This window comes from Rhizobium sp. BT-226 (assembly GCF_025847085.2).
Lineage (GTDB): Bacteria > Pseudomonadota > Alphaproteobacteria > Rhizobiales > Rhizobiaceae > Rhizobium > Rhizobium sophorae.
The window spans coordinates 737,832-760,925 of record NZ_JAOYTI010000003.1; the positions used below are offsets into that span (position 1 = coordinate 737,832).

Annotated in this window: 20 protein-coding genes; 2 read left to right on the forward strand and 18 right to left on the reverse strand. The window is 62.9% G+C overall.

Going from position 1 to position 23,094, the window contains the following annotated elements; all coding sequences use genetic code 11:
* The first annotated feature begins 30 nt into the window (after positions 1-30).
* Positions 31-699, forward strand: coding sequence for a response regulator transcription factor (locus OIU37_RS23055; protein WP_264258745.1), 669 nt, complete (start codon positions 31-33; stop codon positions 697-699).
* A 202-nt stretch (positions 700-901) separates the two neighbouring features.
* Here the strand turns inward: OIU37_RS23055 and OIU37_RS23060 are convergent, their stop codons facing one another.
* From OIU37_RS23060 to OIU37_RS23075, 4 genes are all read right to left on the reverse strand, one after another.
* A complete protein-coding gene (locus OIU37_RS23060) occupies positions 902-1,615 on the reverse strand; it encodes an RNA polymerase sigma factor (protein ID WP_264258746.1) in 714 nt (237 codons plus the stop codon).
* Between the two features lie 45 nt (positions 1,616-1,660).
* The gene (locus OIU37_RS23065; RefSeq protein ID WP_171603641.1) at positions 1,661-1,987 is read right to left on the reverse strand and encodes a cupredoxin family copper-binding protein; all 327 of its coding nucleotides are present in this window, start codon (positions 1,985-1,987) and stop codon (positions 1,661-1,663) included.
* A gap of 8 nt (positions 1,988-1,995) precedes the next feature.
* Entirely contained in the window at positions 1,996-2,517 is a 522-nt protein-coding gene (locus OIU37_RS23070; RefSeq protein WP_264258747.1) for a DUF4142 domain-containing protein, read from the reverse strand.
* Positions 2,518-2,659: 142 nt separating this feature from the next.
* Positions 2,660-2,998 (reverse strand): DUF488 domain-containing protein, encoded by a 339-nt coding sequence (locus OIU37_RS23075; protein ID WP_264258901.1) that lies wholly within the window; start codon positions 2,996-2,998, stop codon positions 2,660-2,662.
* Between the two features lie 264 nt (positions 2,999-3,262).
* Between OIU37_RS23075 and OIU37_RS23080 the strand changes: the two genes are divergently transcribed.
* Complete coding sequence (locus OIU37_RS23080; protein WP_264258748.1) at positions 3,263-4,402, forward strand: polysaccharide biosynthesis/export family protein; 1,140 nt, start codon at positions 3,263-3,265, stop codon at positions 4,400-4,402.
* On the opposite strand, the gene OIU37_RS23085 is transcribed toward OIU37_RS23080, so the two are convergent.
* The 14 genes from OIU37_RS23085 to tssA form a co-directional block, all read right to left on the reverse strand.
* Entirely contained in the window at positions 4,399-5,313 is a 915-nt protein-coding gene (locus OIU37_RS23085; protein ID WP_264258749.1) for a serine/threonine-protein kinase, read from the reverse strand. The genes OIU37_RS23080 and OIU37_RS23085 overlap by 4 nt on opposite strands.
* Positions 5,303-6,676: a type VI secretion system-associated protein TagF gene (tagF, locus tag OIU37_RS23090; protein WP_171603645.1), complete on the reverse strand. Its 1,374-nt coding sequence runs from the start codon at positions 6,674-6,676 to the stop codon at positions 5,303-5,305. The genes OIU37_RS23085 and tagF overlap by 11 nt, the downstream gene beginning before the upstream one ends.
* 10 nt (positions 6,677-6,686) lie before the next feature.
* A complete protein-coding gene (gene tssM, locus OIU37_RS23095; protein WP_264258750.1) occupies positions 6,687-10,163 on the reverse strand; it encodes a type VI secretion system membrane subunit TssM in 3,477 nt (1,158 codons plus the stop codon).
* Positions 10,160-11,692, reverse strand: a complete 1,533-nt coding sequence (tssL, locus tag OIU37_RS23100) for a type VI secretion system protein TssL, long form (protein ID WP_264258751.1) — start codon at positions 11,690-11,692, stop codon at positions 10,160-10,162. The genes tssM and tssL overlap by 4 nt, the downstream gene beginning before the upstream one ends.
* The gene (gene tssK / locus OIU37_RS23105) at positions 11,689-13,029 is read right to left on the reverse strand and encodes a type VI secretion system baseplate subunit TssK (RefSeq protein WP_264258752.1); all 1,341 of its coding nucleotides are present in this window, start codon (positions 13,027-13,029) and stop codon (positions 11,689-11,691) included. Before tssK ends, tssL begins: the two co-directional genes overlap by 4 nt.
* A complete protein-coding gene (locus OIU37_RS23110) occupies positions 13,019-14,194 on the reverse strand; it encodes a type VI secretion system-associated FHA domain protein (RefSeq protein ID WP_264258753.1) in 1,176 nt (391 codons plus the stop codon). The genes tssK and OIU37_RS23110 overlap by 11 nt, the downstream gene beginning before the upstream one ends.
* A 10-nt stretch (positions 14,195-14,204) precedes the next feature.
* Positions 14,205-15,206, reverse strand: a complete 1,002-nt coding sequence (tssG, locus tag OIU37_RS23115; protein WP_171603650.1) for a type VI secretion system baseplate subunit TssG — start codon at positions 15,204-15,206, stop codon at positions 14,205-14,207.
* 20 nt (positions 15,207-15,226) lie between these two features.
* Positions 15,227-17,008, reverse strand: a complete 1,782-nt coding sequence (gene tssF, locus OIU37_RS23120; RefSeq protein WP_264258754.1) for a type VI secretion system baseplate subunit TssF — start codon at positions 17,006-17,008, stop codon at positions 15,227-15,229.
* Positions 17,001-17,510 (reverse strand): type VI secretion system baseplate subunit TssE, encoded by a 510-nt coding sequence (tssE, locus tag OIU37_RS23125; protein WP_180697229.1) that lies wholly within the window; start codon positions 17,508-17,510, stop codon positions 17,001-17,003. The genes tssF and tssE overlap by 8 nt, the downstream gene beginning before the upstream one ends.
* The gene (locus tag OIU37_RS23130; RefSeq protein ID WP_171603653.1) at positions 17,503-18,333 is read right to left on the reverse strand and encodes a type VI secretion system accessory protein TagJ; all 831 of its coding nucleotides are present in this window, start codon (positions 18,331-18,333) and stop codon (positions 17,503-17,505) included. Before OIU37_RS23130 ends, tssE begins: the two co-directional genes overlap by 8 nt.
* Positions 18,330-19,718: a type VI secretion system contractile sheath large subunit gene (gene tssC, locus OIU37_RS23135; protein WP_180697228.1), complete on the reverse strand. Its 1,389-nt coding sequence runs from the start codon at positions 19,716-19,718 to the stop codon at positions 18,330-18,332. The genes OIU37_RS23130 and tssC (OIU37_RS23135) overlap by 4 nt, the downstream gene beginning before the upstream one ends.
* 76 nt (positions 19,719-19,794) lie before the next feature.
* On the reverse strand, positions 19,795-21,276 hold the full coding sequence (gene tssC, locus OIU37_RS23140; RefSeq protein ID WP_264258755.1) for a type VI secretion system contractile sheath large subunit: 1,482 nt from the start codon (positions 21,274-21,276) through the stop codon (positions 19,795-19,797).
* 130 nt (positions 21,277-21,406) lie between these two features.
* Positions 21,407-21,931: a type VI secretion system contractile sheath small subunit gene (gene tssB, locus OIU37_RS23145; RefSeq protein WP_171603656.1), complete on the reverse strand. Its 525-nt coding sequence runs from the start codon at positions 21,929-21,931 to the stop codon at positions 21,407-21,409.
* A 57-nt stretch (positions 21,932-21,988) separates the two neighbouring features.
* The gene (gene tssA / locus OIU37_RS23150; RefSeq protein WP_171603657.1) at positions 21,989-23,065 is read right to left on the reverse strand and encodes a type VI secretion system protein TssA; all 1,077 of its coding nucleotides are present in this window, start codon (positions 23,063-23,065) and stop codon (positions 21,989-21,991) included.
* Positions 23,066-23,094: the final 29 nt, after the last annotated feature.

Genomic DNA, 23,094 nt, shown 5'->3' on the forward strand with positions numbered 1-23,094 from the left:
TTTCGTCAGGCGAGAAAAAAGGCAATCGACATGGCTCCTGTCATTCTGGTTTGCTCGCGGAACGCCGAGCTCTATCTGCTCCTTGCGCACATTTTGCATGGCGAGGGCTTCAAGGCTCGTCTTGCTGCAAGTGACGACGATGTCGTGGAAGCTTGCACATCAGCGGAGCTGTCCGCCGTCGTCTTGGATTGTGCAGGCTGGCCGAGTGATGTTGAGCCCTTATGTGCGCTCTTGAGAGGTTCAAGCCTCCCGGTGGCGGCACTTGTCGGCGAGGACACACGTGCCCAGCACCTGCAATTGATCAAGGCAGGGCTCGACGAAGGCATCGCACGTCCTTTGTCGCCTTCAAAGCTTCTCGCCTTTCTCCACGGCATAAGCCCGCAGTCAGGGGCTTCGGCTCTGCCCAGCGTTGCTAGTGCCGCCGAGATTGTCTTCGGGCCCCGCGCCGTTGTGGTTTCGGGCAAGAGAATGGCGCTTGCACCTGTGGAGATGAGAATCCTTAGATTTCTATTGGACAGGCAGGGGCAGATCACTACCCGCAAGCAACTCATCGAGGGCGTTTGGCCCGATCCACACGCTGTAGAAAGGCGGACGGTCGACGTGCATATCGGCCGGCTGCGAAAAGCGTTTGCAGAACTCCGCAATTTGAGGATTCGCACCGTCTATGGGGCGGGCTACGCTCTTGAATACCACGATTGACCTCCGCATATCTTAGCCTCTGACGGGCTACAGCGGCACAGGCGACTGGACCGCCTCCGGATCTAAAGGCGGGCTCCTAAACGGATCAGCGATAAGAGGGAGCCGTCGGAATCGGCATGAATTTTTCGTGCGCCCCCCGCCGCACTACAGTCCTGACCTCGTTGCGGATCTGGGACCTAGCTCCCGTTGATAGTGCGAGATGTCATGACGCCTCGTTGCGAAGGGCAGCAATGACACGATCGGCCATGAAAGCACAGCGGGCGCCATCGAAGGGGAAGAGGGCCGAGAATGCGCCGGAAAGCTGTTTTTCGATCGATTGCCGCATCAGGTTTCGCGCCCGGTGCAGCCGGGTCTTGGCCGTTTCCGGTCTTATGCCGAGGTAAGATGCGGTCTCGTCCGTGCTCATGCCCTCGACATCACGCAGCACGAACACGGCGCGAAAATCATCGGGAAGGTCGTCGACGGCATTTTCGAGGAGATGCCGCGCCTGGCTCCGCGACAGTTCCGCTTCTGGATCGGTTGCCGACAAGGAGGACGGAAACTGTAACACTTCGCCACCCGGCGCCATCGTCTGCATGTCGATTTCTTCGAGCCCCGTGGTGTTCTTTCGGGCCCGCACACGGCCCAGCGCCTCGTTGAGCGTAATGCGGGTCAGCCATGTCGAAAGTTGCGCCTTGCCTCGGAACGCCGCCAGATTGGTGAATGCCTTGATATAGGCGGCCTGGACGACATCTTCCGCCTCCGCATCGTTGCGAATGATGGCGCGCGCTGTCCGGAACAGGCGCTGGTTGTGACGCTGAACGATGGCGCGGATGGCGGGCTCGTCGCCTGCTTTTGCCAACAGCACGAGATCGGCGTCGGACAGTATCGACATCTGCTGCCGGTGTCGCTCGATGGTAACCGGAATGGCTGTCATGGGGAATTCTCCGCCCGCTCGCCCGTCTTTCGGTTGGAGCCCGGCCTACGGCCGGACGTCCAGCTTGCCCGTCATGGCGGGATGAAAACGACAATAAAAATCAATCGCTCCCGCTTGGGTGACCGTCATGCGGCCTTCCGATTTCGCCGGCAGGTCGATATCGAAGCTTGTTTCGCGAGCGGTTGCCGTGTGCCGGAACATATCATCGTTTCTCCAGACGATCACATCGCCGACATGCAGCTCGGGAGGCGGCGAGCTGAATTTCATGCCGGTGATGGTGATCTGATGGTCCGCCGCCGAGGCAACCCCGTTGCCTGCACAAAGCAGTGCAAAGAGCAGCGGGAGCCGTTGCGATGTCATCAGCAAGCCCATTGCCATGCCTATTTGATCATCGAAGCAAGATGCTCGGCATGCATCTGATGTTCCTTGAACAGGGTCAGGCCCGTTTCCAGCAGCGACTTGAGCTCCTTATTCTGAGCCGAAGGGATCAAGATGTGGGCAAGCGCGTCGTTGACCGACTTATGATAGGCGACTTCGTTTTCGACATAGGCCTTGTCGAATGCCGTACCGTCGAGTGCCTCCAGCGTCGTCAGTTCCTTGGTCGCCTGTGCCAACAAGGATTGGCTGACTGCGTTGTCTTCGGACGTCACCTTCAGCTTCTTGACGAGGGCGAGCGCTTGGTCGTTGACGGCCTTGTGGTCGCGCTCCATGGTCTTGGCGAATGCAATGACTTCGGCATTCTTGCTCTTCTTCAACGCCTGCTCCGCCGCAGTGACATCGATCTGCCCCGCCGTATAGGCGATGTGGGCGATCTGAGGATCGGTCGGCTTGGCGTCAATGGCGAACGAAGCCGTGCCAAGCGAAGCTGCCATCAAGGTGGCGCCGAGAATTCGTTTCAACATGATCTGTCTCCCTTGTGTCGTGACCGAATGGCTTCCGGCGGCAACGGTGGTGCGCCTTCGGAAGCGAACATTGGATGCAGGTTTGTCGAAAAGGTTCCCGGAAATTTCGGACACGAAGAGGCTGGCGTCGGTCCCCGACGCGTCAGTTTTTGCCGACGAAGCGCTGAAGAACGATAGCGTGATTGTGGTGCAGGTCTTTCGCAGAGTAGAGAAGTGTCGCGTCCGGTTGTCCGATCCGGCGTTTCAGCTCCTCAACGGCGGACGGATTCTTTTCCAGCTCGTCCCGATACCGGTGCTGGAACTCGGCCCACTTGGCGGGGTCGTGGCCAAACCATCGGCGCAGAGCCGGGCTTGGCGCGATATCCTTCATCCAGATGTCGACTGCTGTATTCTGCTTGCTCAACCCGCGCGGCCATAGCCGGTCGACCAGGATGCGGATGCCGTCTTTCGGCTCGTAGATTCGTTTGATGTGCAAGGCCATTTGTCCACCCGCCGTAAGTTCGAAAGCCAATCTCGACGAATACGCGTGACAGGGTTTTGGTTCCAGACTGGAGGCCGAGGAAGAGGTGGTGGAAACCTGTTCAAACAGCATCCCTCCCACTCAACTTAAGCAATACGGTTGCCAATTGGCCACACCTGCCAGCCTCCGAACTGTCACAATTGATTTTTCGCGCGCAACTGGTATTGCTCGGTCGTGCACCGCTGATATTTTCCGATTCTCTCAATATTGCCAAAAGGATACTTGATGCGAAATTTGGCGCCGCTCGTCCTTGTCGCAGTTCTTAGTGCCTGCGCCCGGCCATCGGATGGCCCAACCGCCGGTGGCTTCTATAATGCCACCGCCCCTCAAAGTAACGAGCGGATCCCGGTGGTCAGGCTATCGGAAGCGCCGATGGGTCCGGTTGCGGTCACGCCGCTTGCCTATGCGGCCACAGATCCCGGGCTCAGCCTCATGCGCTCGAGCGGATTTGCCGATACGAGGCTGCGACGCGGCGACGTCATCGAGGTCACGATCCTCGACACCGGCGAAGAGGGGCTTTTCTCTTCAACCCAAAGCAAGACCCTCAATCTCGGCCGCTTCACCGTCGATTCCACGGGCAACGTGACCCTTCCCTTCGTCGGCAAACAGCGCGTGGTGGATTCCTCGACCGAGGCGCTGCAGTCGCGCATCGTCACCGGCTTGAAGGGGTCGGCGGTCAATCCGCAGGCCGTCGTCACCGTGGTCGACAGGCCCTCCAGCGGTATCACGGTCAATGGCGACGTGCGTGCCGCCGGTCGCTTCCCGCTCACCGCGCGCAAGGAGCGTGTACTCGATGCGGTCGCACTTGCCGGCGGCGCATCGTCTGCTCCGGGCTCGGCGACCGTCACGCTGATGCGCGGCAAGCAGCGCGCCACCGTACCGCTCCAGCGCGTCATCGACGACAACAAGCAGAATGTCTACCTGCTGCCTGATGATCAGATCTATGTCGACAAGGACTCGCCGACCTTCACCGCTTTCGGCGCCTTCAAGAGTGTCGGCGAGTTCGAATTCGAGCCGGGCAGGTTGACGCTTGCCCAGGCGCTGGGGCGAGCCGGCGGCCTGCTCGACGATCGTGCCGATGCGCGCAATTTCTATGTGCTGCGCAGCCAGCCGGTCTATACGCAGGTTGCGGCCGCAAATGCCAAGACTCCCGTGCCGGCTGTTGTGAGCACCAAGCCGGTGATCTATCGCGTCGATCTGAAGGACGTTTCCAACCTGGCGCTGATGCAGCGGTTCCAGATGATGGATGGCGATATCATCTACGCCAGCAACGCCAGCCTGGTCGACTTTGCCAAGCTCTTCAACGTGTACCAGAAGAGTGTGCCGACGGCCGCAGCACCGATCCCCGGTTCGAGCGGTAATTAAGCATCGACAACAGGACGTTTTGCGGAGCCGCCGAGCAGATGCAAGGCGGCTCGTGCATTTTCAGGTCTGTCCTGCGGAACCTGTCGGGACAGGCGGTTCGCCAATGCTTGCAGGGCTTCGGTTCCATCGCTTTCTCCGTCGTAATGGCTAAGCAGCAAGGACAGCAGACACCCGGCGGAGTAAAGATCGGATCGTTCGTCGAGCGGTTGGCCGGCCATCTGCTCGGGCGATGCGAAATCCGGCGGGGCGGCAAAGGCAAGATCGAATTCATCGTGCCGGCATCCGGGCCTAAGCGCGATGCCGAAATCGGCGATCTTCAAACGGGAGAGATCGCCGTCGGCGAGAAGGTTGAGCGGTGACAGGTCGCAATGCACGAAACCTGCGGCATGGATGGCTTCCAGGCCTGAGAGCACCGAGGTCATGACTGAAGTCACCTCGCCGAGCGATAATGGCCTTTCCTGTAAAAGCCCCGCAAGGCGGCTGCCGATCCATTCCATAACCAGGGCAGGACGCCCATCGGCAAGACGCAGAACGGTCTGGGTCGCGGCAGTGTGGGGATGTCTGAGCGCCATGCCGATTTCCGCTTCACGCAGCAGCAGCTTCCTGAGGACAGGATCGTCGGCGTGGTCGGGCCGTGGCATCTTGATGGCATGAAACGTTCCGAGATCGCGATGGCGGGCGCGATAGACCCGGGTGACCGCGCCGTCATGGATCAGCGCCTCGAGCATAAAGCTGTTGGCGACGATCTCGCAATCCGCGTCGCGAAGCCGGGCCTCGCCCCGATCGAACGCGTCCCGGACACGGTCTACCAGGATTTGCCGGGTCTGAGGTGAACCGTGATTCAACGCCTGCCAGAGATGCGAAAAGCGCCGCGCGATCTCCTCGAAATCCGCGGGATGATCATGCGTCATCGGTCTTCACGTCGATTACGATGGCGCTCAAGTTTTCGCGGCAATTGGCAATCAGCCCCTCCTGAACGAGAATATCGGCCGCTTTTTCGATTTTTGCGGAAAGGAGGATTTCGGCGATGTTCCGTTCGGGAACGGCGTTCGGTAGGGCCGCACTGCAGAGCAGGAGCCTGTCGCCGGCCTGCAATCCGCCGGGGCGCACTTCGGGAATGAGATGTCCTCGCATGCCGATGGCGCGCGAAAGCGTGCGTCGCAGGCCGATCTCCACGTGATCGCGGGTAAGGCAGCGCATCATGCCGTCCCGCAGGAGATAACAGCGTGCATCGCCGACCCAGAGCAGGGCGCTGCTCTCCTGAAACGTTGCCAGCACGACGATGCTGGCGGCCGAGGGCTCGCGATCCTGGGAAAGATAGGCCGATTGCAGCAGGCCGTGGGTGCGGCCGAGCTTGCCTTTGATCTCCTGTATCAGGGCTTCGATCGTCTGCTGCGGGGCGGTTTCGGCCAGCACATGCACGGCGATCTTGCCGGTTTCGGCAGCCGCGTTGCTGTCGCCGACGCCATCGGCGACAGCAAACAGCGATGGCGTTTCCGAAACGAGCAGCGCGTCGGCGTTGACGGCAAGCCGTGTGCCGGGATGCGTGGCATGGCTGTGCCGGAGCGCCAGAGGATGGCGCGGTTCGACAATGACGGGACGCGGCACTTCGGCTGTTTCAGCTTGCGGCGGTGCTGAAACCGCGTTGAAACTCTCGCGCAACAGCTTTGCGAAATGCGCAGGTTCCGGGGCGCCGCTGACGCCAAACCCCTTGGCTCGCCGCTCCTCCGGGTCGATCCGCCACCAGATCGTGCCTCGGCTGGACGCTCTGTCCTGAAGCGTCTCGTTTTCCGCGAGATCGGCCGGTCGCAAGCTCCGCAGCCGCTTCAGGCTTGCGGTGAAATGATTGATGTCGAAATCCCGTTTCGTCGAGCTTTCGGCGATCGCCTCGGCTGCCGTGAACCATGTGTCGTCGAGGTAAAGCTGGCGCGGATGCTCGGTGAAGCCGGGGAGTTGGGCCGCGATGACGAGGGGAAAACTCCGCCCGACGCGGTCGAGGCTGGGAAGCAGGACGCCGGCTATAGTTGCCGATCCCCACAGGCCGCGTTCGATGATGAAACGCCAGACAGGCATCGCGCGAAACCGGCGTTCCCAACCCTCGCCGAGTTCGTGGTGTGCCTCTTGCAGCCCCGCCTGCAGCCAGGCGTCGAGTGCCGCCTGTAGAGGGCTCGCCAGTCCCATGGAAACGAAATCGCCATGGCTCGGCAGCTTGCCGAAGAAGCCGATCCTGTCGGCTTCGGTTGGGCTTCGATCCAGGGTGGCGCGCTCGTTCATGACGAACCGGTCAGAATTGCGCCGGGCATGAGAAGGCGCCGAGCGCCTCCAGCCGGAATGGATTGAGCACCGAACCGAACTGCACGTCGAACTCCGCCGTCTGACCGTTCTGCTCGAATTTTGCCCGGAAGAGGTCGTCGCCTTGTATCGCGAGGTCGGCATCGTCGAAGAGTCGGAAGGGCGACCAGTCGCCGTTCTCCGTCAGTGCCTGTTGCCAGCCGCCCGGCTGGAAGGCGAGGCGCGAAACGTTGCTGGCTTCGGTCGACGGCCAGGTGATCGATTTCGATTGGATCGGACCATGGAAGTAGACCACGCGTTCGCCTTCGATCTCCAGCATCACGGCGCTGGCCGCCTCGGTCAGCGATACCGGCTTGACGTTGATGGATATCGACGGGTTCTCGCTGCCGGCCGGGAAGAAGGCGCGGTTGATCTTGTCGGCATTCTCGAACTGGGCGATCGCCGCACTTGGGATGCTGGCTGCTCCGAACGTGCCTTTCCAGCCCCATGGCGAGGCGCTGGTGTCGACGAAGGCTTCGAGCTTTTCCTTGAAGAAGGTCTTGAACAGTCCCTCCGGTCCGAAGAGTCGCACGAAATCGCTCATCGCCACGTCGCGCGGAGATTTCCGGTCGAAGGGATAACGACCGGCGACGACATTCGAGCAGAAGCCGGCGCCTTCGGCGGCCCAGGCATCGCTGATGCGCGAACGGGCCGATTTGACGGCCAGCGATCCGACATCCGCAGCCAGCCCCGCCATCCATGTATCGACGGGTGCCGGCAGCTTGCGGGCCTGCTGCAACAGGTCCTGGTTGGCGTCGGTGAGCTGGCTATCGACGTCGAAGACTTTCGCGACTTCGGCGGTCGACGTCGTGGCGCGCGAAAGCTGCTCCTGGACCCTCTGCAGGATCGGCTCGAGCTGGCCGATCTCCGACCGCGGCGCATCCTTCGACTGGTCGGGAAGCGGAGACTGGCCGGCCGGCGCCTTCAGCGCGTCGCGTAGGCGGCCGAAGGGATCGGGCGCGTTCGCTGCGCTCGCGAGCGCCGTGGTCGAGGTTGGCAGGCTGTCGCCGGCGGCCGAGGCGATTTCTGCCCCGGGCGGGCGCAGATCGGTGGCGGCGACGATCGATTTGGTGATCGTCTCGACCGGACCGGGCTTGCCCGCCAGGATGCGGGTGGTTTCCGCCGCATCGCCGATCGTCTGGGAGGGCTTCACCCTGATATCGGTGAGGATCGTCGACCAGCGCTGCTCGAACATGTCGAAATAAAGTTGCAGCGTCGCCTGGGCGATCGTATCGACCGTGACGCCGGCAGGATTGGGATCGCCGCGGACCCATTGTTCGTCGAGCGCCTCGCGCGCGGCGTCGGTGATCCCAGGCAGAACGCCGGTGCGGTAACCGGTCGCCGAGAAAAGGCCGGGAATGCCTTCGTTGAGCGGCGCCTTCGACTTCCGCTCGAAAGCCTGTTCGCCAAGCGGCCCCAGCGCGCCTGCCGGGCTCCAGGCCGGAAGCGCGCGGGACTCGCGATATCCCGCCAGGATGTCATAGGCGCGGCTGGCGATGTTCTGCGAACGGATGACCTCGCGCGCCTTGGCGATCAGCGCCTTGTCCAGCTCGATCGGTGGCAGAGCGCCGCGCGCCATGACATCGGCATGGGTGATCAGCGCCTGCCGGGCCGCGGCCCTGCCTTCGTCGGGATAGAGCCTCGTGAACATGTCCTCCGCCTCAAGCGAGGCAAAGTCCGCATTCACAGGGCCGAGACCGCCGAGCATGCCGTAGAGTTTCAGCGCGTCGAAGGTCCGGGTGACGTCGGTGGTCTCGGCCATCTCCTTCTGGAGCTGCACCAGCATGCGCGGCAGGAGCAGTGTGTTCAGCGCCCGCTGATAGGCCTCGCGCTGCCGGCTGGCGACCTTGCCTTCCTGGTCGAGGCCGAGGCTTATCGGCCAGACGCGGGTCTTGCCGAAGTCGGTGGTGACGGCGGCGAGATTGTCGAGCGCCGGCAGGATGCGCAGAAAATCCGCATCCGACACGTCACGAACCGGAACGCCACGCACCAGTTGTTCGTAGGCGTCTATACGTCTTTCTGCGCCGGCCAGTGCCGTGGTGTTCTGGATGTAGGTGGCCGTCCAGCTGGTCAGCACCACGGCAAGCAGCAGGACCGTGGCGGCATAGGCCGCGCGGCGGAAGAGCAGCTGCCGCCCCGAAAGCCGCTTGTCGCGGGCAACCAGCGAGGCCTCGCCGAAGATCACCTCCTTGAAGAGGCGCGAGAGGAAATAGCTGCGCCGCATGCGGGGAACGGCGACGGTCTCCTCCCTCTGGGTGCCGGAGGCGAAATAGATGCCGCGCAGCAGCGGCGCCTCCACCAGCTTCGAACCTGAGCAAAGCTCGGTGACGACCTCGTGCAGACGCTCCTTCAAAGAGGTGAGCTCGGCCGGGAAGCGGAAGATGCGGCCGCGCAATTCCGGATTGGGCTCCTGCTGCAGGCGTTCGATCAGCATGGCGTCGACGCGCTGCTGCAGCAAGGTGAATTCCTCCATGAAGCGTTCCGGCAGGTTCGCCGCCTTATAGCTCTCGTCGAGCCCGAACGTCGTGCCCCAGACCTGTTCGCGGTCGCTTTTGTTGAAGCCGTCGAAGAACTCCACGAAGCCGGTCAGGAGATCGGCCTTGGTCAAAAGCAGATAGACCGGCACGCGCGCATGCAGGAGTTCGTCGAGTTCGGACAGCCGCTGGCGGATCGCCCTGATCTCCTCGCGCTGGGCTTCGGGATCGCGCGTCAGGAGATCGCCGATCGACAGCGTCACCAGCGCCCCGTTGATCGGCTGCGAACGGCGGTATTTGCGCAGCAGGCCGAGAAAGCCTTCCCAGCCGGCCTTGGCGGTGCCGTTCAGATCGTCCTGCGTCGTATAGCGCCCGGCCGTATCGATGAGGATGGCCTCGTCGGTGAACCACCAGTTGCAGTTGCGCGTGCCGCCTATCCCCTGCACCGAATTGCTGCCGAGCGCATCGCCGAGCGGGAACTTGAGGCCGGAATTGCTGAGCGCCGTCGTCTTGCCGGAACCCGGCGCGCCGAAGATGACATACCACGGCAGCTCGTAGATATAGCCGAAGCGCTTTTTGGTAATGCGGCGGAGCAGTTGCAGCGCTTCCTTGAGCCGGCCGTGGATCTCGCCGACCTCAGCCTGCTGGCTGGCCGCGGCTTCCGCTTCCGCGTCCCGCTCGATACCATCGACGAGCTGCTTGTCGCGGCGGCGGTCGCGGATGGTCGTGAAGACGAGGTAAGTAAGCCAGGCGACGAGGATGATGCCGATCAGCGTCAGCCGCGCGCTGGCGCTCGCCAGCGGCTTGAAGTCGCCATAGGCGGCGAGATAGCCGTAGAACCAGATGACGACACAGATTGCCGCCACCCAGATGATCGAGATGAAGCGGCGGCCGATGAGGCCGGCATAGGCCTCCACATAGGAGCGGAGCGTATAGAAATAACTGAGCGGGTTCATCGCGAACCACCTCCTGCGGCAGGCGCCGTCGGTTCATCCGGCATGTCGGTCTGACGCGGTGTCGTCAAGCCTGCATCGTTCAACCGTTCGCTCGGATCGGTCAGGACCAGGATCTCGGTGCGGCGGTTCATCTCCCGGCCCTCCAGCGTATCGTTGCCGGCGATCGGATCGGTGTCTGCACGCCCCTCGGTCAGGATCGCACCTGGCCCGGTGAATGAACTGAGGATTTCGCCGACCGCCTTGGCGCGGGCTTCGGAAAGGTGCCAGTTGGAGGGGAACTGCACGGTGCGGATCGGCACATTGTCGGTATAGCCCACCACCACGGCGCGGAAGTTCTCTGCGGCCAGCGCGCCGCCGATCCGCTGGAGGAGGTCGTGGAATCTCTGGCTGACCTCCGCACTGCCGGTGGCAAACAGGCCGGAATTGCTGATGCGCACCAGCAGCCTCCCATTCGAATCCGAAAGCGTGACCAGCTTCTTCTCGACCTCCGGCTGGAGGAAGGCGAGCAGATTGTCGAGCCGGCTCGGCGGTTTCACTTGCGGCGGTGGGGGCGGCGGCGGCGTTTCGGCGACGACAACAGGCGGCGGCTGCCGAGGAGGCTCCGGAACCTTGACCAATACGCTCGGCATATCGCGCGGCGGCAGCTTGGCGAGCCGCTCGAATGTTCCGTCGGAGGCGCGATTGAGCGAGAGCGTGAAGAACAGGTAGCCGAACGCCAGGATCAGCGTCAGAAGCGAAAGCAGCGTCCAGATCGCCGCCGCAGTGCGCAACGGCTGGTGCCGGGCTGAAACGCCCTTCCAATGCGGGGAAAGCTCTCGTTCGAAGACGCCGTATTGGCCAAGCAGCGTCTTATAGAGACTGTCGCGGATGCGCCCAAGCTCCAACCCGCCGCGCGGCGAGACGCGGGTACGGCCCTCGAAGGCAAGCGACAGGCAGAGATAGATGAGGAGAAGCAGGTCCTTGTTGGCGCCGGGGCTCTGGTGGAAATGGTCGAGCAGGTCGAACACCCGTTCGCCGCCGGTCACGTCCATATGGAAGGTGGAAACGAGACCCGAGCGGGCCCAGCCGGCACGAACGCCCCAGGCCTTGCTGAGCACGACATCGTCGACCGTCGCACAGACGACGTAATGGGCGGCGCGCGCTCGTTCGGGGCTGATGCGCGCACTCGCGAGATCCCGCTCATAACGGCCGACAGCTTCGATCGCCACCTGGCGCAGCTCGTCGATATCAGGCTGCTCTTCCGTGTAGCGCAGGGCATGGGCAAGGTTGAGCAGCGGTGCGGCCGAGCGCACCAGCGTCGGCACGTCTTCGGCCCCGAAGCGAAAATCCCGGACGAGCGTTTCGACGGACGCGGCACCCTTCGGAAGCGATCCCGCCGGCGCCTTTGCGCCCTCGCTTTCGGGAAAGTCGAGGACGTCATCCAGCATCTCCGCCATCTTGCGGGCGGATTGCTTCTTTTTCGCGCCGTCCTCGGTGAGTTCGACGATGGTCGGCAGGTTCTGCCAGGTGGAGGCGGGTTCGGTCTTCATTCTCTAAGGGCCCACAGTTCTATTTCGAGCCCGGGAAAATCGCCGGCGAGATGCACGGCGATGGCGCCCGAAGTGTCGAGTTGTTTCCAAAGCGGGTTCTTGGTGTCGAGTTCGAAATAGATGGTGCCGGAGCGATAGGGGAGCTGGCGCGGCAGCACCGGCAGCGGCCGGACGGGAATGCCTGGCAGCGCGACGTTGACGAGGTCGGCGATGCGCTCGACCGGGCCGATCTTGATCTGCGCCGGCAGCTTGCGGCGCACGTCTTCGGCCGGCATCTCGGCCCGGACCGCCAGCACGAAGCCGGCATCCCTCAGCAGCGAACGGTCGTTGATCGTGCCGATCCTGACGCCATGCCGCCGTTCGGCCAGCTCGATCGCCACGGCTGCCTGTTCGAGCACGGACGACAGCGAGGCGCGCAGATCGTCGAAGACGGCCGCGAACGTCGCCTTCAGGTCGTCATGGCGGTAAGGCGGGAAGTCGCTCGCGCGTTTGCGGTCGGTCGTGAAGGTGGCGAGCTCGCCGGCAAGCTGGATGCAGGTCTCGTAAAAGACCATGGGGTGGATCCGCGTCGCATTCGCCGAAATGTGTTTCAGCATCGGATCCGCGCGGTTGAGCATCTGCAGCAGCAGATAGTCGCCGACCTCCGCGGTTCCTCGAATGGTGGGATCGCCGATCCGTTCGGCGATGGCCTCGGCGCGGTGGCGCACGATGCCGAGCAGTTCGGTGATCAATTCGTTCAGCCGTCCCGCCGCCGTGCAGTTGAGGCTCGGCACGATATAGTCCGGATCGAGGATCACCGCCCGGTCGGAACGCACCTCGATGATACGGGCAAGTCCGATGAGCTCGTAGCCGGCGAGTTCGTCGCCGGTCTTCAGATACCGCAGGCTGAGGCGACCGACATCGATCGGCGCCATGAAGTCGGTCTCGACATTGGCATCGGGCGCTTCATAGGGCGAGGCTACGAGCCGGACGCTGTTGCGTGCGGCACCGCCGTTCAGCGCCACATCGGCCTTGCCCGGCTGGCGGGCGGGAAGCGCCAGATAGACGATCGTATTCTTGGTGTTCTCGTCGAGATCGAGCGGCGGCGGCAGATCGGTATCGATGGGGGCTTCGAACGGCGTTCCATCAGGCAATACGCCGCGCAGGTTCGACAGCGCGAATTGACCGATCGCCAATGCGCCGCGGTCGATGCCGATCTCCGCCACCCCCCAGGGATAGGGCGACAGGCCGTGCGTCGCGGTGCGCACGAGCCGCTCGGTCCAGCGGTCCGCCTGCTGAAAATGCTGCACGCGAAGGAACATGCCTTCGCTCCAGGCCACCCGGTTCTCATTCCTCATGATGCGCGTCTTTTCCTTCCTGCCCGCCTTGCGGACGAGGCCCTGCGTCTCTGCCGTTCATCGCGCCGGTCATGGCATCGCGAAAGAAGTCCTGAATCGACCGGCTTTTGCCGTCTTTTTCGAATTGCGTCCGGTAAGCCCGCCAGTAATTCCCGTCCCGGCGCCAGGCGCCCGTCTCGACACGCGCTTCCAGGCTGCGCGGCTCCAACTGGCCCGCTGCCTGAACGAGAGCCTCGAGCGCGGAATTAAGCGTAAGCTGCTGCCCGAGCAGCGCCTCGATGCGGGCAAGCAGCGCCTCCTCCGTGCCGCCGGCGAGGAAGTCCGGCTGCCTGTCGAAGGACGGCGCATGCATCTCGAAAACGGCATAGTTGTTCTCGACAGCCTCCTCGAGACGGCCGAGCAGCGGCTCCAGCCGATCCGCGAAGGCTTCGAACCGGCCGATCGTCAACGATGGAAATTCCTCGGCTTCGGGCTGCGGGTCGTTGTCGTTGACGATCTCGATCACCGGCGCGGCTCGGCTCTGGGCGATCGGTACGGCGACATGGGTGGCGGACCCGTGTTCCAGATGGCTGCCGTATTCGGTCTCTTCCGCATTCCAGTCTTCCGGTAGAAGCTGGGTGGCTGAACGGATCTCCGGAGGGCCGCTCCAGCCGATCTCGACACTGCGGGATGAGGCCGCTCCCTTGTTCCCGGCCCTTTCTGGAAGGCCCCAATCATCGACCGCACGCTCGCCAAGGATGCCGTTTGCGGTGTGACCGCCCGGAGCGATATCGGCCAGGATTGCGGAAATGGTCAGCGGTTCGTCGCTCAGCAAGAGACCGGCATCGGGATCCTCGATCTCTCGGTCCTTGTCGCCTGATATGTGGACGGAAAAGGCAAGTCCGCCCATTTCCAGCCGCGACCTGTCGGAAAGCCGAACGATCTGGCCTTCATGCACGGCGACGCCGTCGACCCGGGAGCCGTTTGCGCTCTGGTCGCGCAGCACGAAGCCTTCGCGGTCACGCTCGATGATGCAATGGAGCTTGGAAACGGAGCGCCGATCCTCCGGCAGCCGCCAGTCGCAATCCGGCGCCCGGCCGAGCGTTCGCCGGCCACGTTCGAAGAACCATTTCGGCCGGCCTGACGCCGCCGCGTCGCTGGTGATCTCTTTCAGTTCAAGCCGCATCCTCGCCTCCTCACCGCGCCTGGACCGAGAGGCGTTCGACGATCACCGCATCGCCGCTGTCCTTTGCCGCCGGCGCGACCCTCGCCCAGCTGTTCCAACCCAAGCGCGGCGGATCGCCCGCCTGTCCGAGCTGGCAGAAGGGAACGTCCTCCTTCTTCAGGATCGCCTGTATGTCGAATTCGAGCGCCGCGCCGACATAGAGCCGCGTCAGGGCGAAGAGCTCGGTGATGGCGCGGCCGCCCGGGGCGAGCGAGAGGTAGTCGGCATAGCCGAGCGGACCGATGACGATGCGAAAGCCGCCGCTGAAATCGTGGATCGCCGCACCTGCCGTCGCATTGACGCCAAGCTGGACGCCTTGGGGCTGGCCCATACGGCTGCGCTCCTCCACCGGGATGGTCAGCCAGCGGCCGCGGAACAATTCGATCTCTACCGGCAGGCCGCTGAATTCACGCAGCATGGCGCGGAGATTGACGGCATTGCGGTTGCGCGCGGCAAAGAAGCCCGAGAAACGCAGGATCAGCTCCTCGTCGACGCCGCTCTTCTCGACGAGAGGCTTGGTGCCGAAGCCCGTGAGTGACAGGAGCGTGGTGACGAAGGCGTTGTTTGCCCATCTGCCGCCCCATCGCAGCCGCCGGGCGATGCGGTATTTCTCGCAGGCGTCGGCGAAGAGTTCCGCCATCCGCGCGCTAAACATGTCGAAGAAGCCCGCCAGCGCTCGCGACCGGTTGCGCTCCTCGCGCATGACGAGATCGTTATAGGCCGACGGCATCGAGCCGAGCGCCCCGACGAGGCCGGCAAGCGCACTGCGGACGGTGGCACGACCGCCCTTGCGCTTGTATCCGCTGACGGCAAGAGGCGCCGGCGAGACGCCGACATGCGAGGCGACATCCAGCCGTCCTTCCCCCACCGAAACCTGCGCGACGCGAAAGGCCGTCACCGGCTCGAAGCGGCCGGGGTCGCGTTCGAGCAGATCGGCAAGGGCGTCTGGTTTGCGGGCGACAGGGAGATCCATGATTTAAGAGCGGTCCTTCCTTAGAGCAGCGGGCGCTCGGCGGCGCGTGCCGGCCAGCGGGCGATCGGCCTCGATTGCCCCTTCATGCCGATCACGAGCCGGGTGAAGCTGTTGACCGAGGTATAGAGACTGAAGAAACGGTCGAGCACGCTTCCGAACAGGAAGGCCGAGGGGCGGTCGATGGCTGCCGGATCGAATTCAAGCGCGATCTCGGTGCCGGGCACCATGCCGCCGCTGCCGAGGCGGGCGGTCGAATTGGTGGCCTTGATCCTGACGAGCGCATCGACGAATTGTTTGGTCTCGGGGCTATCCCGGAAGGCGTAGAGCGACAGGATATCCTTCAGCGCCGCACCGTCATTGTCGAAGAGTGACAGGTGGTTGAGGATGAGATGCGACATCAGCCGCCAGTTCCGCCCTTCCTGATCGTTCATCCTGACCGACGGCGTCGGCGGGATCAGGGCTTCGACGCTGGCGACAGCCTCATGGCCGGAAGCGAGCTGCAGGAATGGATGGCCTCCGCCGAAGGGAAGCTGTTCCGGCAGGTCGCGGTTGAGGCAGAGCGTATCGACGCTTGCGACCGCATCGACGGGGCCTGAAGAGAGGCGCTGCCTGTCGACGAAGGCGATGTCCATGTCGCTGGTCCTGTCGTCTTCATCGAAACGGCGATAGGCCTGCCAGTAGGTCGCGCTCGTGCCTGCCCGTTGCGACCGTCCGAAGAACGGCTGGCAGAATTCTTCCTGGCCGCGCGATCCGGTCAGCAGAACGCGATCGATCGAATAGATCTCTCGGGTCTTCTGGCGCCGCGCATCGGGCAGGAGACGGTATTCCGTGCGGGTGCCGTCGATGGCGATCGGCTCGCAGACCTGACGGAAGAGATTGACGATAGGCGTTGCGTTGAGCGCGAAGTCGCGGACCGACACCGCGCGCTCCAGCTTGGCGTCGCTTTCCTTGAGATAGATGAAGAGCTCCAGTGTCTCGCCCGTCCAGGCATCGAGCCCTTCGATGTCGAGAAAGAGAAACTTCCTGGGCAGGGCGAAGAATTCGGTCAGCAGCCGGTAGCCGGTGAAGCTTGGGGCCGGGTAGGGCAGCATGGCCTCTTCGGGCTCGAAGCCGACCGGTTTGAGGTTCCCAGCCGGCAGGAAGACCGGCGACCGGTCGTCCGCATGTTTGGCAAGGGCGATGCCGAGCGTGTGATTGGCAAGCAGTTCGTAGATCGCCACCGCCTGCTGCCAGGGGGACGGAATGTGCAGGCGCAGTCGGCTCATGCCAAGGCTGCCGACAGGCTTTCGAGCATCGAGAGAGCGGATGGACAGCCTGAGGCAACCGGCAACGCCGGCATAGGGCGAAAGCGGCGCATTGATCGGCTGGCCGGAGAGATTAGCACCGGTGATTTCGATCGGCGCGATCTCGACATCCTGGGTGGTGCGGAAGCGGCAAGCTTCCCCTCTCACCGGCTCGGCCAGGACTTCCGTATGGCGCGGCACGGTCTGGACCGAGGCGAGCGTATCACTCGGCCGGAACTTGACGATGCTCATCGAGGGCAGCGGCGCCAGATAATGGGGGTAGAGCGTTTCGAGGAGACCGTCGGTCAGCTCGGGAAACTCGTCGTCCAGCTTCTGGCGGACGCGGGCGGCCGAATAAGCAAAACTCTGGATCAGGCGCTCCACATGCGGATCGTCGGCGACGTCGCCGGTCATGCGCAGGCGGCCGGCGATCTTCGGGAAGGCATCGGCAAAGCGTGCGGCCCGGCGGCGGAGCGCGAGCAATTCCTCATTGTAACGGTGCAGGAAACCTTCAGCCATGCGCCGCCTCCACGAGGAAGCGCTGGGTCGAGGGATCGATGGTCGACTCGAAGCTGATCGGCGGCATGCCTTCATGCAGGCGGAAGGTCGCCTGGATGCGCATGCGCAGCGCCCGTTCGGTCATCGTCCGGCTTTTCAGGATCGTCACCCTCACATCGGCGAGCCGTGTCTCGAACAGCGCGATCCGCCGTTCGATCGCTGCGGCAAGCTTGAGCTTGGCTTGGTCGGTCATCAGATTTGCGGAGACGATGCCGTCGACGCCATAGCTCACCAGGGCGTCCTTGAGTTCGGAAAGTGCCGCCGGTGGCGTTGCCGGGCAGCGCCGCGTGTTGAGCAGCGCCTCGAGATCGCGGCGGATAGCCTCCCTGACGTCGCGGACCTGATCGACGAAGCTCATCGGCGGATCGACGGCGCGATCCGGAGCCTCGTCGATCAACCTGTCGAGGATCGAGCGGGCAAGGACGCGGTCGCGCAGCCGGTAGCGTTCGAGGGGATCAACCATGCGCAACCTGCCTGCCAGCAGCCGTTGCCGGCACGATCTCCAGACTTTGGGTGTCATGGAAGGAAACCAGTTCGTCGCCGGCGAGGTAGCAGCGCTGGCCGCGGCCGGTGGTGATGCCTGTAGGTTCCTCGATCCATTCGGTCTCACGGCCAAGCCTGAGCGTCGCATCCTGGCCGGTGCCATGATAGACCGCCGGCAGAAGGACCGACGCGGCTGCGCCGTCGATGAGCGACAGCTCGGCGCGGCGGAAGGCCAGATCGCGCGGACGGGCAATCGGCTCTATCGAGAGGGCTGCGATCTTGGAAAAATCGATCCACAGATAGCCGCCGCCGGTCATGATGACTTCCAGGGCATGCGGTGTCCGGTCGTCGAGGTCGCGGAAGTCGGAGACCGCCTTGCCGTTCCAGATCAACGGACGTTCGCCCCTCAGCTTCTCGAGCGCATCGAGCGTGGTCCTCGCCTCATCCGCATCCCCGCCGCGATGGGCGATGCCGAGGCGGACGGCGAGCTTGTCGAGTTCGCTCGGCCCCTGTGGAAATTCCGGCAGGGCGCCGCTTTCGAACCAGGCGTCGCGCGCCGCCATCGCCCGAAGCTCGTTGCGCAGCAAGGCGAAGCCCATCGTCGCGTCGGGTGAGAGGGTGGCAGCAAGGCTGCACTGATTGTCCGCCCGCTGGTAATCGCCGGCAAGCACGAGAAGATCGATATAGAGATGCCGCGCCTCCTGATCCGAGGGCTTGACCTTCAGATGAGCCTTGACCTCCTCGATCGCGTCATCGAGGGCGTTGTCGCTGAGCGATTGGGCGATGCTGGCGGAAAGCGTCATGCGGACATCCTCTCGGGTATGGCAACGGGGCGGCTCAGGATCTGGCCCGTGGTCGCGGTCTCGGCGATGAGATGGAAGCTCGTGGCAACGTCATCGAGCTGGAAATGCGGCTGCAGCCTGACCGTGCACGAGAAACTGCCGGGCTTGCCCGGAATCTCGGCGACGCCGATGCCGGCCGAGCGCAGGGGAAAGCGGGTACGCAGCGCGATGTCGGCATCGTCGTTGCCGAGCGTATAGGCGGTCAGCCAGTCCGCGAGCTTCCGCTCGATCGAGATCGCATCGGCAAGCTGGCCGATTTCGTCGCGCATGATGACCTTGAGATAGTGCGAGAAGCGCGACGCGCAGAGCACATATTGCAGCATGGCGGCGAGGCGGGCGTTCTGGCGTGCATGTTCGTTGGAATAGTGCGGCGGCGCATGCAGCGACTGGTTGGAATTGAAAATCGCCGAAGAGGAGAGATAGGTGGTCGCGGCAGGGATGATGCCGAGCTCGCAGAGCTGCTGCTCCTGGCCGCTGGTCAGGTGGATTTCCACCGGTGCCTGGGCTGATAGTCCGTTGCTTTCGGTGCCGAAATCGTAGGGCGGCAGTTCCGCTGCACTCAGCAGGCCACCGTCGATAGCGTCCTGCGTGACGCCGCGGATATCCGCGAACCATCCGGAATCGACAAAATTTCGGATGACGACGGTCGCAAAAGCGAAAGCGGCGTTGCCCCAGAGAAGCGAACTGCCGTTGCTAGCAATGCTTTCGCGGAAGGGAAAGCCGTCATTGCGATTGCGTGCATGAGGCGTAAGCGGCGAGCGCATCAGGATGCGCGGGGCGACAAGTCCGAGGAAACGCGAATCCTCACGCGCGCGGAGACCGTTCCAGCGGATGCGGGCCGTCTCATTGGCAAGCCAGGAAAAGTCGTTGACCCGGTTCAGCTCGTGAAAGTCTTCAAGCCCGATTGCCAGCGGTGAGGCGCCTGCGACGAAGGGGCAGAAGGCGGCGGCTGCCACCATGCCGATCTGCGACAGTGTGCTGACCGGATCGCCGCCGGCCGGATCGGCCGGAGAAAGATAATAATCGCCGACCAGCAGACCGAAGGGTTCGCCGCCCGGCATGCCGAACTCGCGGCTGTAGATCAGTTCGAAGAGGTGGCTTTGGTCGAAGTCGCTGGCGCGCTCCATGCTGCGTGTGAGCTCGCTCCAGCTGACGCCGAGAAGCTTGACCTTGACCTCGCCGCTGCGGCTAGCCTCGCGCACGAGCATGGCAAGGCCACGCCATCTCGCCTCCATCGCCTGAAAATCGGGATGGTGGAGGATGGCATTGACTTGCCTGTTCAGCGCTTCGTCGATCAGCGTAATCAGCTGATCCGCCCGGCGCCGCCATTCGGTGCTGGAACCCATCGTCAACCTGACACAAATGTTTCGAACGCAAGGATGGTTGCGCGGCGGCAAGCCGCCGCGCCTAACCCTGCTTTCATCAGTTCTTCGAGGGAATCCGGGCGACCATGCGCAGCGAGGTGGTCAATTCCTCCATCTGCAGCCACGGGCGCATCCAGGCCACGGCGTTGTAGGCGCCTGGCCTGCCGGGGATTTCCTGTACGGTGACTTTTGCTTCCCGCAGCGGATATTTCGCCCGTGACTCTTCGCCGGCGTCGTCATTGGCGTTGACATAGTTGGAGATCCAGCGATTGAGCCAGGCTTCGCAATCCTCCGCTTCCATGAAGGAGCCGATCTTATCGCGGCCCATGACCTTGAGATAATGGGCGAAGCGCGAGGTCGCCATCATATAGGGCAGACGGGCTGAAACGGCGGCATTGGCAGTCGCCTCGGGCCGGTCGTAGAGCTTCGGCTTGTGCGCGGTCTGCGCGCCGAAGAACACGGCATAGTCCGTATTCTTGTAATGGCAGAGCGGCAGGAAGCCGAGCTTGCCGAGTTCGGCGTCGCGGCGATCGGTGATACCGACTTCCGTCGGGCATTTCAGATCCAGATCGCCGTCGTCGCTCGAGAAGATGTGCATCGGCAGCCCTTCGACCTTGCCGCCGTTTTCCGCCCCGCGAATGGCGGTGCACCAGCCGTTCTTGGCGAAGGCCTCGGTGAGACGCGTACCCATCACATAGGCTGCGTTCATCCAGCAGTAGGAACCGTGCGACAGCTCGCCGGTCTTGGAACCGCCGGTTTCGTCGAAGTTGAACTCCTCGATCGGGCTGGTCTTCGGGCCATAGGGCATGCGGGCGAGCACACGTGGCATGGCGAGCGTCACGAAGCGGGAATCATCGCTCTCGCGCAGGCTCCGCCACTTGGCGTATTCCACCGTCTCGAAGATCTTCTCGAGATCGCGGGGTTTTGCGAGCTCCCGGAAATCCTCGAAGCCGAACATGCGCGGGCTGGCGGCCGAGATGAACGGCGCGAAGGCGGCTGCGGCAATCATCGAGACGCCCTGCAGCAGCTGGACGTCGTCGAAGGAATTGTCGAATTCGAAATCGCCGATCAGTGCGCCCATCGGTTCGCCACCCGGCGTGCCGAACTCGTCTTCATAGACCGACTTGAAGAGCCGCGACTGGTCGAATTCGACGGCCTTTGCCAGATCCTTGGCGACATCGCGCTTGGATGCATTGAGCACGCGGATCTTCAGATTGGCGCTGGTCTCGCTGTTCTTGACAAGATAGTTCAGGCCGCGCCAGGCGCCTTCGAGCTTGGTGAACTCAGGCGACTGCATGATGGCGGCGAGCTGGCTTGATATCGCCTTGTCGATTTCGGCAATGGCATTGTTCAAGGTGATCGTCAGGTTGCGATCATAGGTGACGGTGCCCTTCAGGGCTTGATCGGTAAGGGTGCGCAGAAGGTCCTGGGCACGGTCGGGCTCGGTCTGGCGGGTTGCCGCAACGACCTTCGAGAGCAGGTTCTCATCAGGCGCGAAGCCTACGTCTTCCTTTGTTTGCAATTGCGTTTCGGCGGTCATCTATCGATCCTTTTTGCGAAAGCGGCGGCCCTCGAAGCATGAGGGGTTCCCTTCGAAAGGGGCCGCTGCCGGACAACGACTCTTCAGGAATGGAGCGCGCGGGCCGCGATCGGTCCGCGATCCCAGGCACTCAGTTCAATGCGTCCTTCGCCTCTTCGGCTTTGTCGCCGCTAAGCTGGGCGACCAGCTGCGAAAGATCGGCCTTGTTCTGCAGGATGTCCTCGAGCAGGCGCTCGAGCTCTTCGGAGCGGTCCGCCTTGCTCATCAGGTCGCGCAGCTGGTTGCGCGCGTTGAGCAGGGCCTTCAGCGCCGGCACCTGATCGACGACCGCGCCGGGTTCGAAATCGGCCATGCTTTCGAATTTCAGCGAAACGGGAAGCTCGGTTCCGTTTTTCTCGAGGGTGTTCTCGACCGAAATGGTAAGGCCCGGCGTCATGCGGCGCATGACGTCGTCGAAGTTGTCGCGGTCGACCTGTACGAACTTGCGCTCGCCGAAAGGCTTGAGCTGCTGCGTGGGATTTCCGGAGAAGTCGCCGAGCACGCCGACGACGAAGGGCAGTTCCTTCACCACCATCGCGCCTTCGGTTTCCACTTCGTATTTGATGTGGACTCGCGGTTTGCGAACCCGTTCCAGTTTCTCATGCACACTTGCCATCGAGATTCTCCTTCGTCCTATCGGCGGATTGTCCATTGAGGATGCTGCGGCGTGCCGTTAGCCTCCCTTGTCGGCTACGGGCTGGATGCCGGCTGCCGTCAGCACCGCGTTGCGCGTCTGCTGTTCGGGCAGGAGCTCGGCAAGAAGCTCGAAAAAATCCATGCGGCCGCGACGCACCAGCGTCTCGATCGACATGGAGATCGGTGAATGGGGCTCCGTGCGGCGGAAATAGCGCGCAACGGCGATCAGAAGTTCGAAGGCCTCTTCCCGCGAACGAATCGGCTCGGCACTGACAGGCTGCAGGCCGATGGCCTCGGACACGTCGGTTTCGCTCGCCGGCAGTGGCTCGGATCTTTGCGAGGCAAGGGCTTGCGGAGCGGCCAAGGGCGCTTCGGTCGGCGCTTCGATGCCAGCGAGCATCCGGATTGCGGATGCCGCCTCCTGCAACACATTGCGTGTATTCGAACTCGGTGGCGCCTGGTCGCCGCAGTGTTCGTCAAGTATTTCGACCATGCGATCGAATGCGGCGATGCACCCGGTCAGCACGCCGAGATAGGCTGACATCTGAGCGACACCGGCTTCCGCCGCCGCCTGCTGCAATTCCTTGCGCCGTTCGGTTTCGTTCGGCCGCTGCGAAAGCTGGAAATCCCAAAGCGAAAACTGGGCGAACTTTCCGCCCGGGATCAACGATGTCAAACGAATAGCCTGGATGAGCGTTCCTTCGCCGCCAACACCGTTCAGGCCCGCGAAGGGCGCGAACCGTTCCTCGAAATCACTATCTCCGATCGAATGCAAAGCGTCGAAATACTTGTCTAAAAGCGACACGGTTGCGACGTAGACGTCATGCAATCCTGAGAACCCCCGCAGCCGCAACTGCGCCTCTGCGAGCCATGCCAATACTTCGATGTCCTTGCTTCTGGAAGAAAGGATCTGCAATCCAAGATTGCTAACATCATGCCAGGCAGGTGCAATCGCAATAGTCTCACCTGGGATAATACTACGTTCGGCTGTACGAGCGGCGTTTCTCGCGTCTTTAATCTTATAGTATATTTCGCGTGATACAGTATTAATCCGCACGTTTTCTCCGCACGGGCGATCTTTTTCAAGTGGATCTATAATTTCTCTAACGTTCACGCGGTTAAATTCCTAAAAATGCAGAGAAT

Coding starts and splice junctions, on each gene's coding strand:
- OIU37_RS23055 (WP_264258745.1), top strand. CDS start 31: ATGGCTCCTGTCATTCTGGTTTGCTCGCGGAACGCCGAGCTCTATCTG.
- OIU37_RS23060 (WP_264258746.1), bottom strand. CDS start 1,615: ATGACAGCCATTCCGGTTACCATCGAGCGACACCGGCAGCAGATGTCG.
- OIU37_RS23065 (WP_171603641.1), bottom strand. CDS start 1,987: ATGGGCTTGCTGATGACATCGCAACGGCTCCCGCTGCTCTTTGCACTG.
- OIU37_RS23070 (WP_264258747.1), bottom strand. CDS start 2,517: ATGTTGAAACGAATTCTCGGCGCCACCTTGATGGCAGCTTCGCTTGGC.
- OIU37_RS23075 (WP_264258901.1), bottom strand. CDS start 2,998: ATGGCCTTGCACATCAAACGAATCTACGAGCCGAAAGACGGCATCCGC.
- OIU37_RS23080 (WP_264258748.1), top strand. CDS start 3,263: ATGCGAAATTTGGCGCCGCTCGTCCTTGTCGCAGTTCTTAGTGCCTGC.
- OIU37_RS23085 (WP_264258749.1), bottom strand. CDS start 5,313: ATGACGCATGATCATCCCGCGGATTTCGAGGAGATCGCGCGGCGCTTT.
- tagF (WP_171603645.1), bottom strand. CDS start 6,676: ATGAACGAGCGCGCCACCCTGGATCGAAGCCCAACCGAAGCCGACAGG.
- tssM (WP_264258750.1), bottom strand. CDS start 10,163: ATGAACCCGCTCAGTTATTTCTATACGCTCCGCTCCTATGTGGAGGCC.
- tssL (WP_264258751.1), bottom strand. CDS start 11,692: ATGAAGACCGAACCCGCCTCCACCTGGCAGAACCTGCCGACCATCGTC.
- tssK (WP_264258752.1), bottom strand. CDS start 13,029: ATGAGGAATGAGAACCGGGTGGCCTGGAGCGAAGGCATGTTCCTTCGC.
- OIU37_RS23110 (WP_264258753.1), bottom strand. CDS start 14,194: ATGCGGCTTGAACTGAAAGAGATCACCAGCGACGCGGCGGCGTCAGGC.
- tssG (WP_171603650.1), bottom strand. CDS start 15,206: ATGGATCTCCCTGTCGCCCGCAAACCAGACGCCCTTGCCGATCTGCTC.
- tssF (WP_264258754.1), bottom strand. CDS start 17,008: ATGGCTGAAGGTTTCCTGCACCGTTACAATGAGGAATTGCTCGCGCTC.
- tssE (WP_180697229.1), bottom strand. CDS start 17,510: ATGGTTGATCCCCTCGAACGCTACCGGCTGCGCGACCGCGTCCTTGCC.
- OIU37_RS23130 (WP_171603653.1), bottom strand. CDS start 18,333: ATGACGCTTTCCGCCAGCATCGCCCAATCGCTCAGCGACAACGCCCTC.
- tssC (WP_180697228.1), bottom strand. CDS start 19,718: ATGGGTTCCAGCACCGAATGGCGGCGCCGGGCGGATCAGCTGATTACG.
- tssC (WP_264258755.1), bottom strand. CDS start 21,276: ATGACCGCCGAAACGCAATTGCAAACAAAGGAAGACGTAGGCTTCGCG.
- tssB (WP_171603656.1), bottom strand. CDS start 21,931: ATGGCAAGTGTGCATGAGAAACTGGAACGGGTTCGCAAACCGCGAGTC.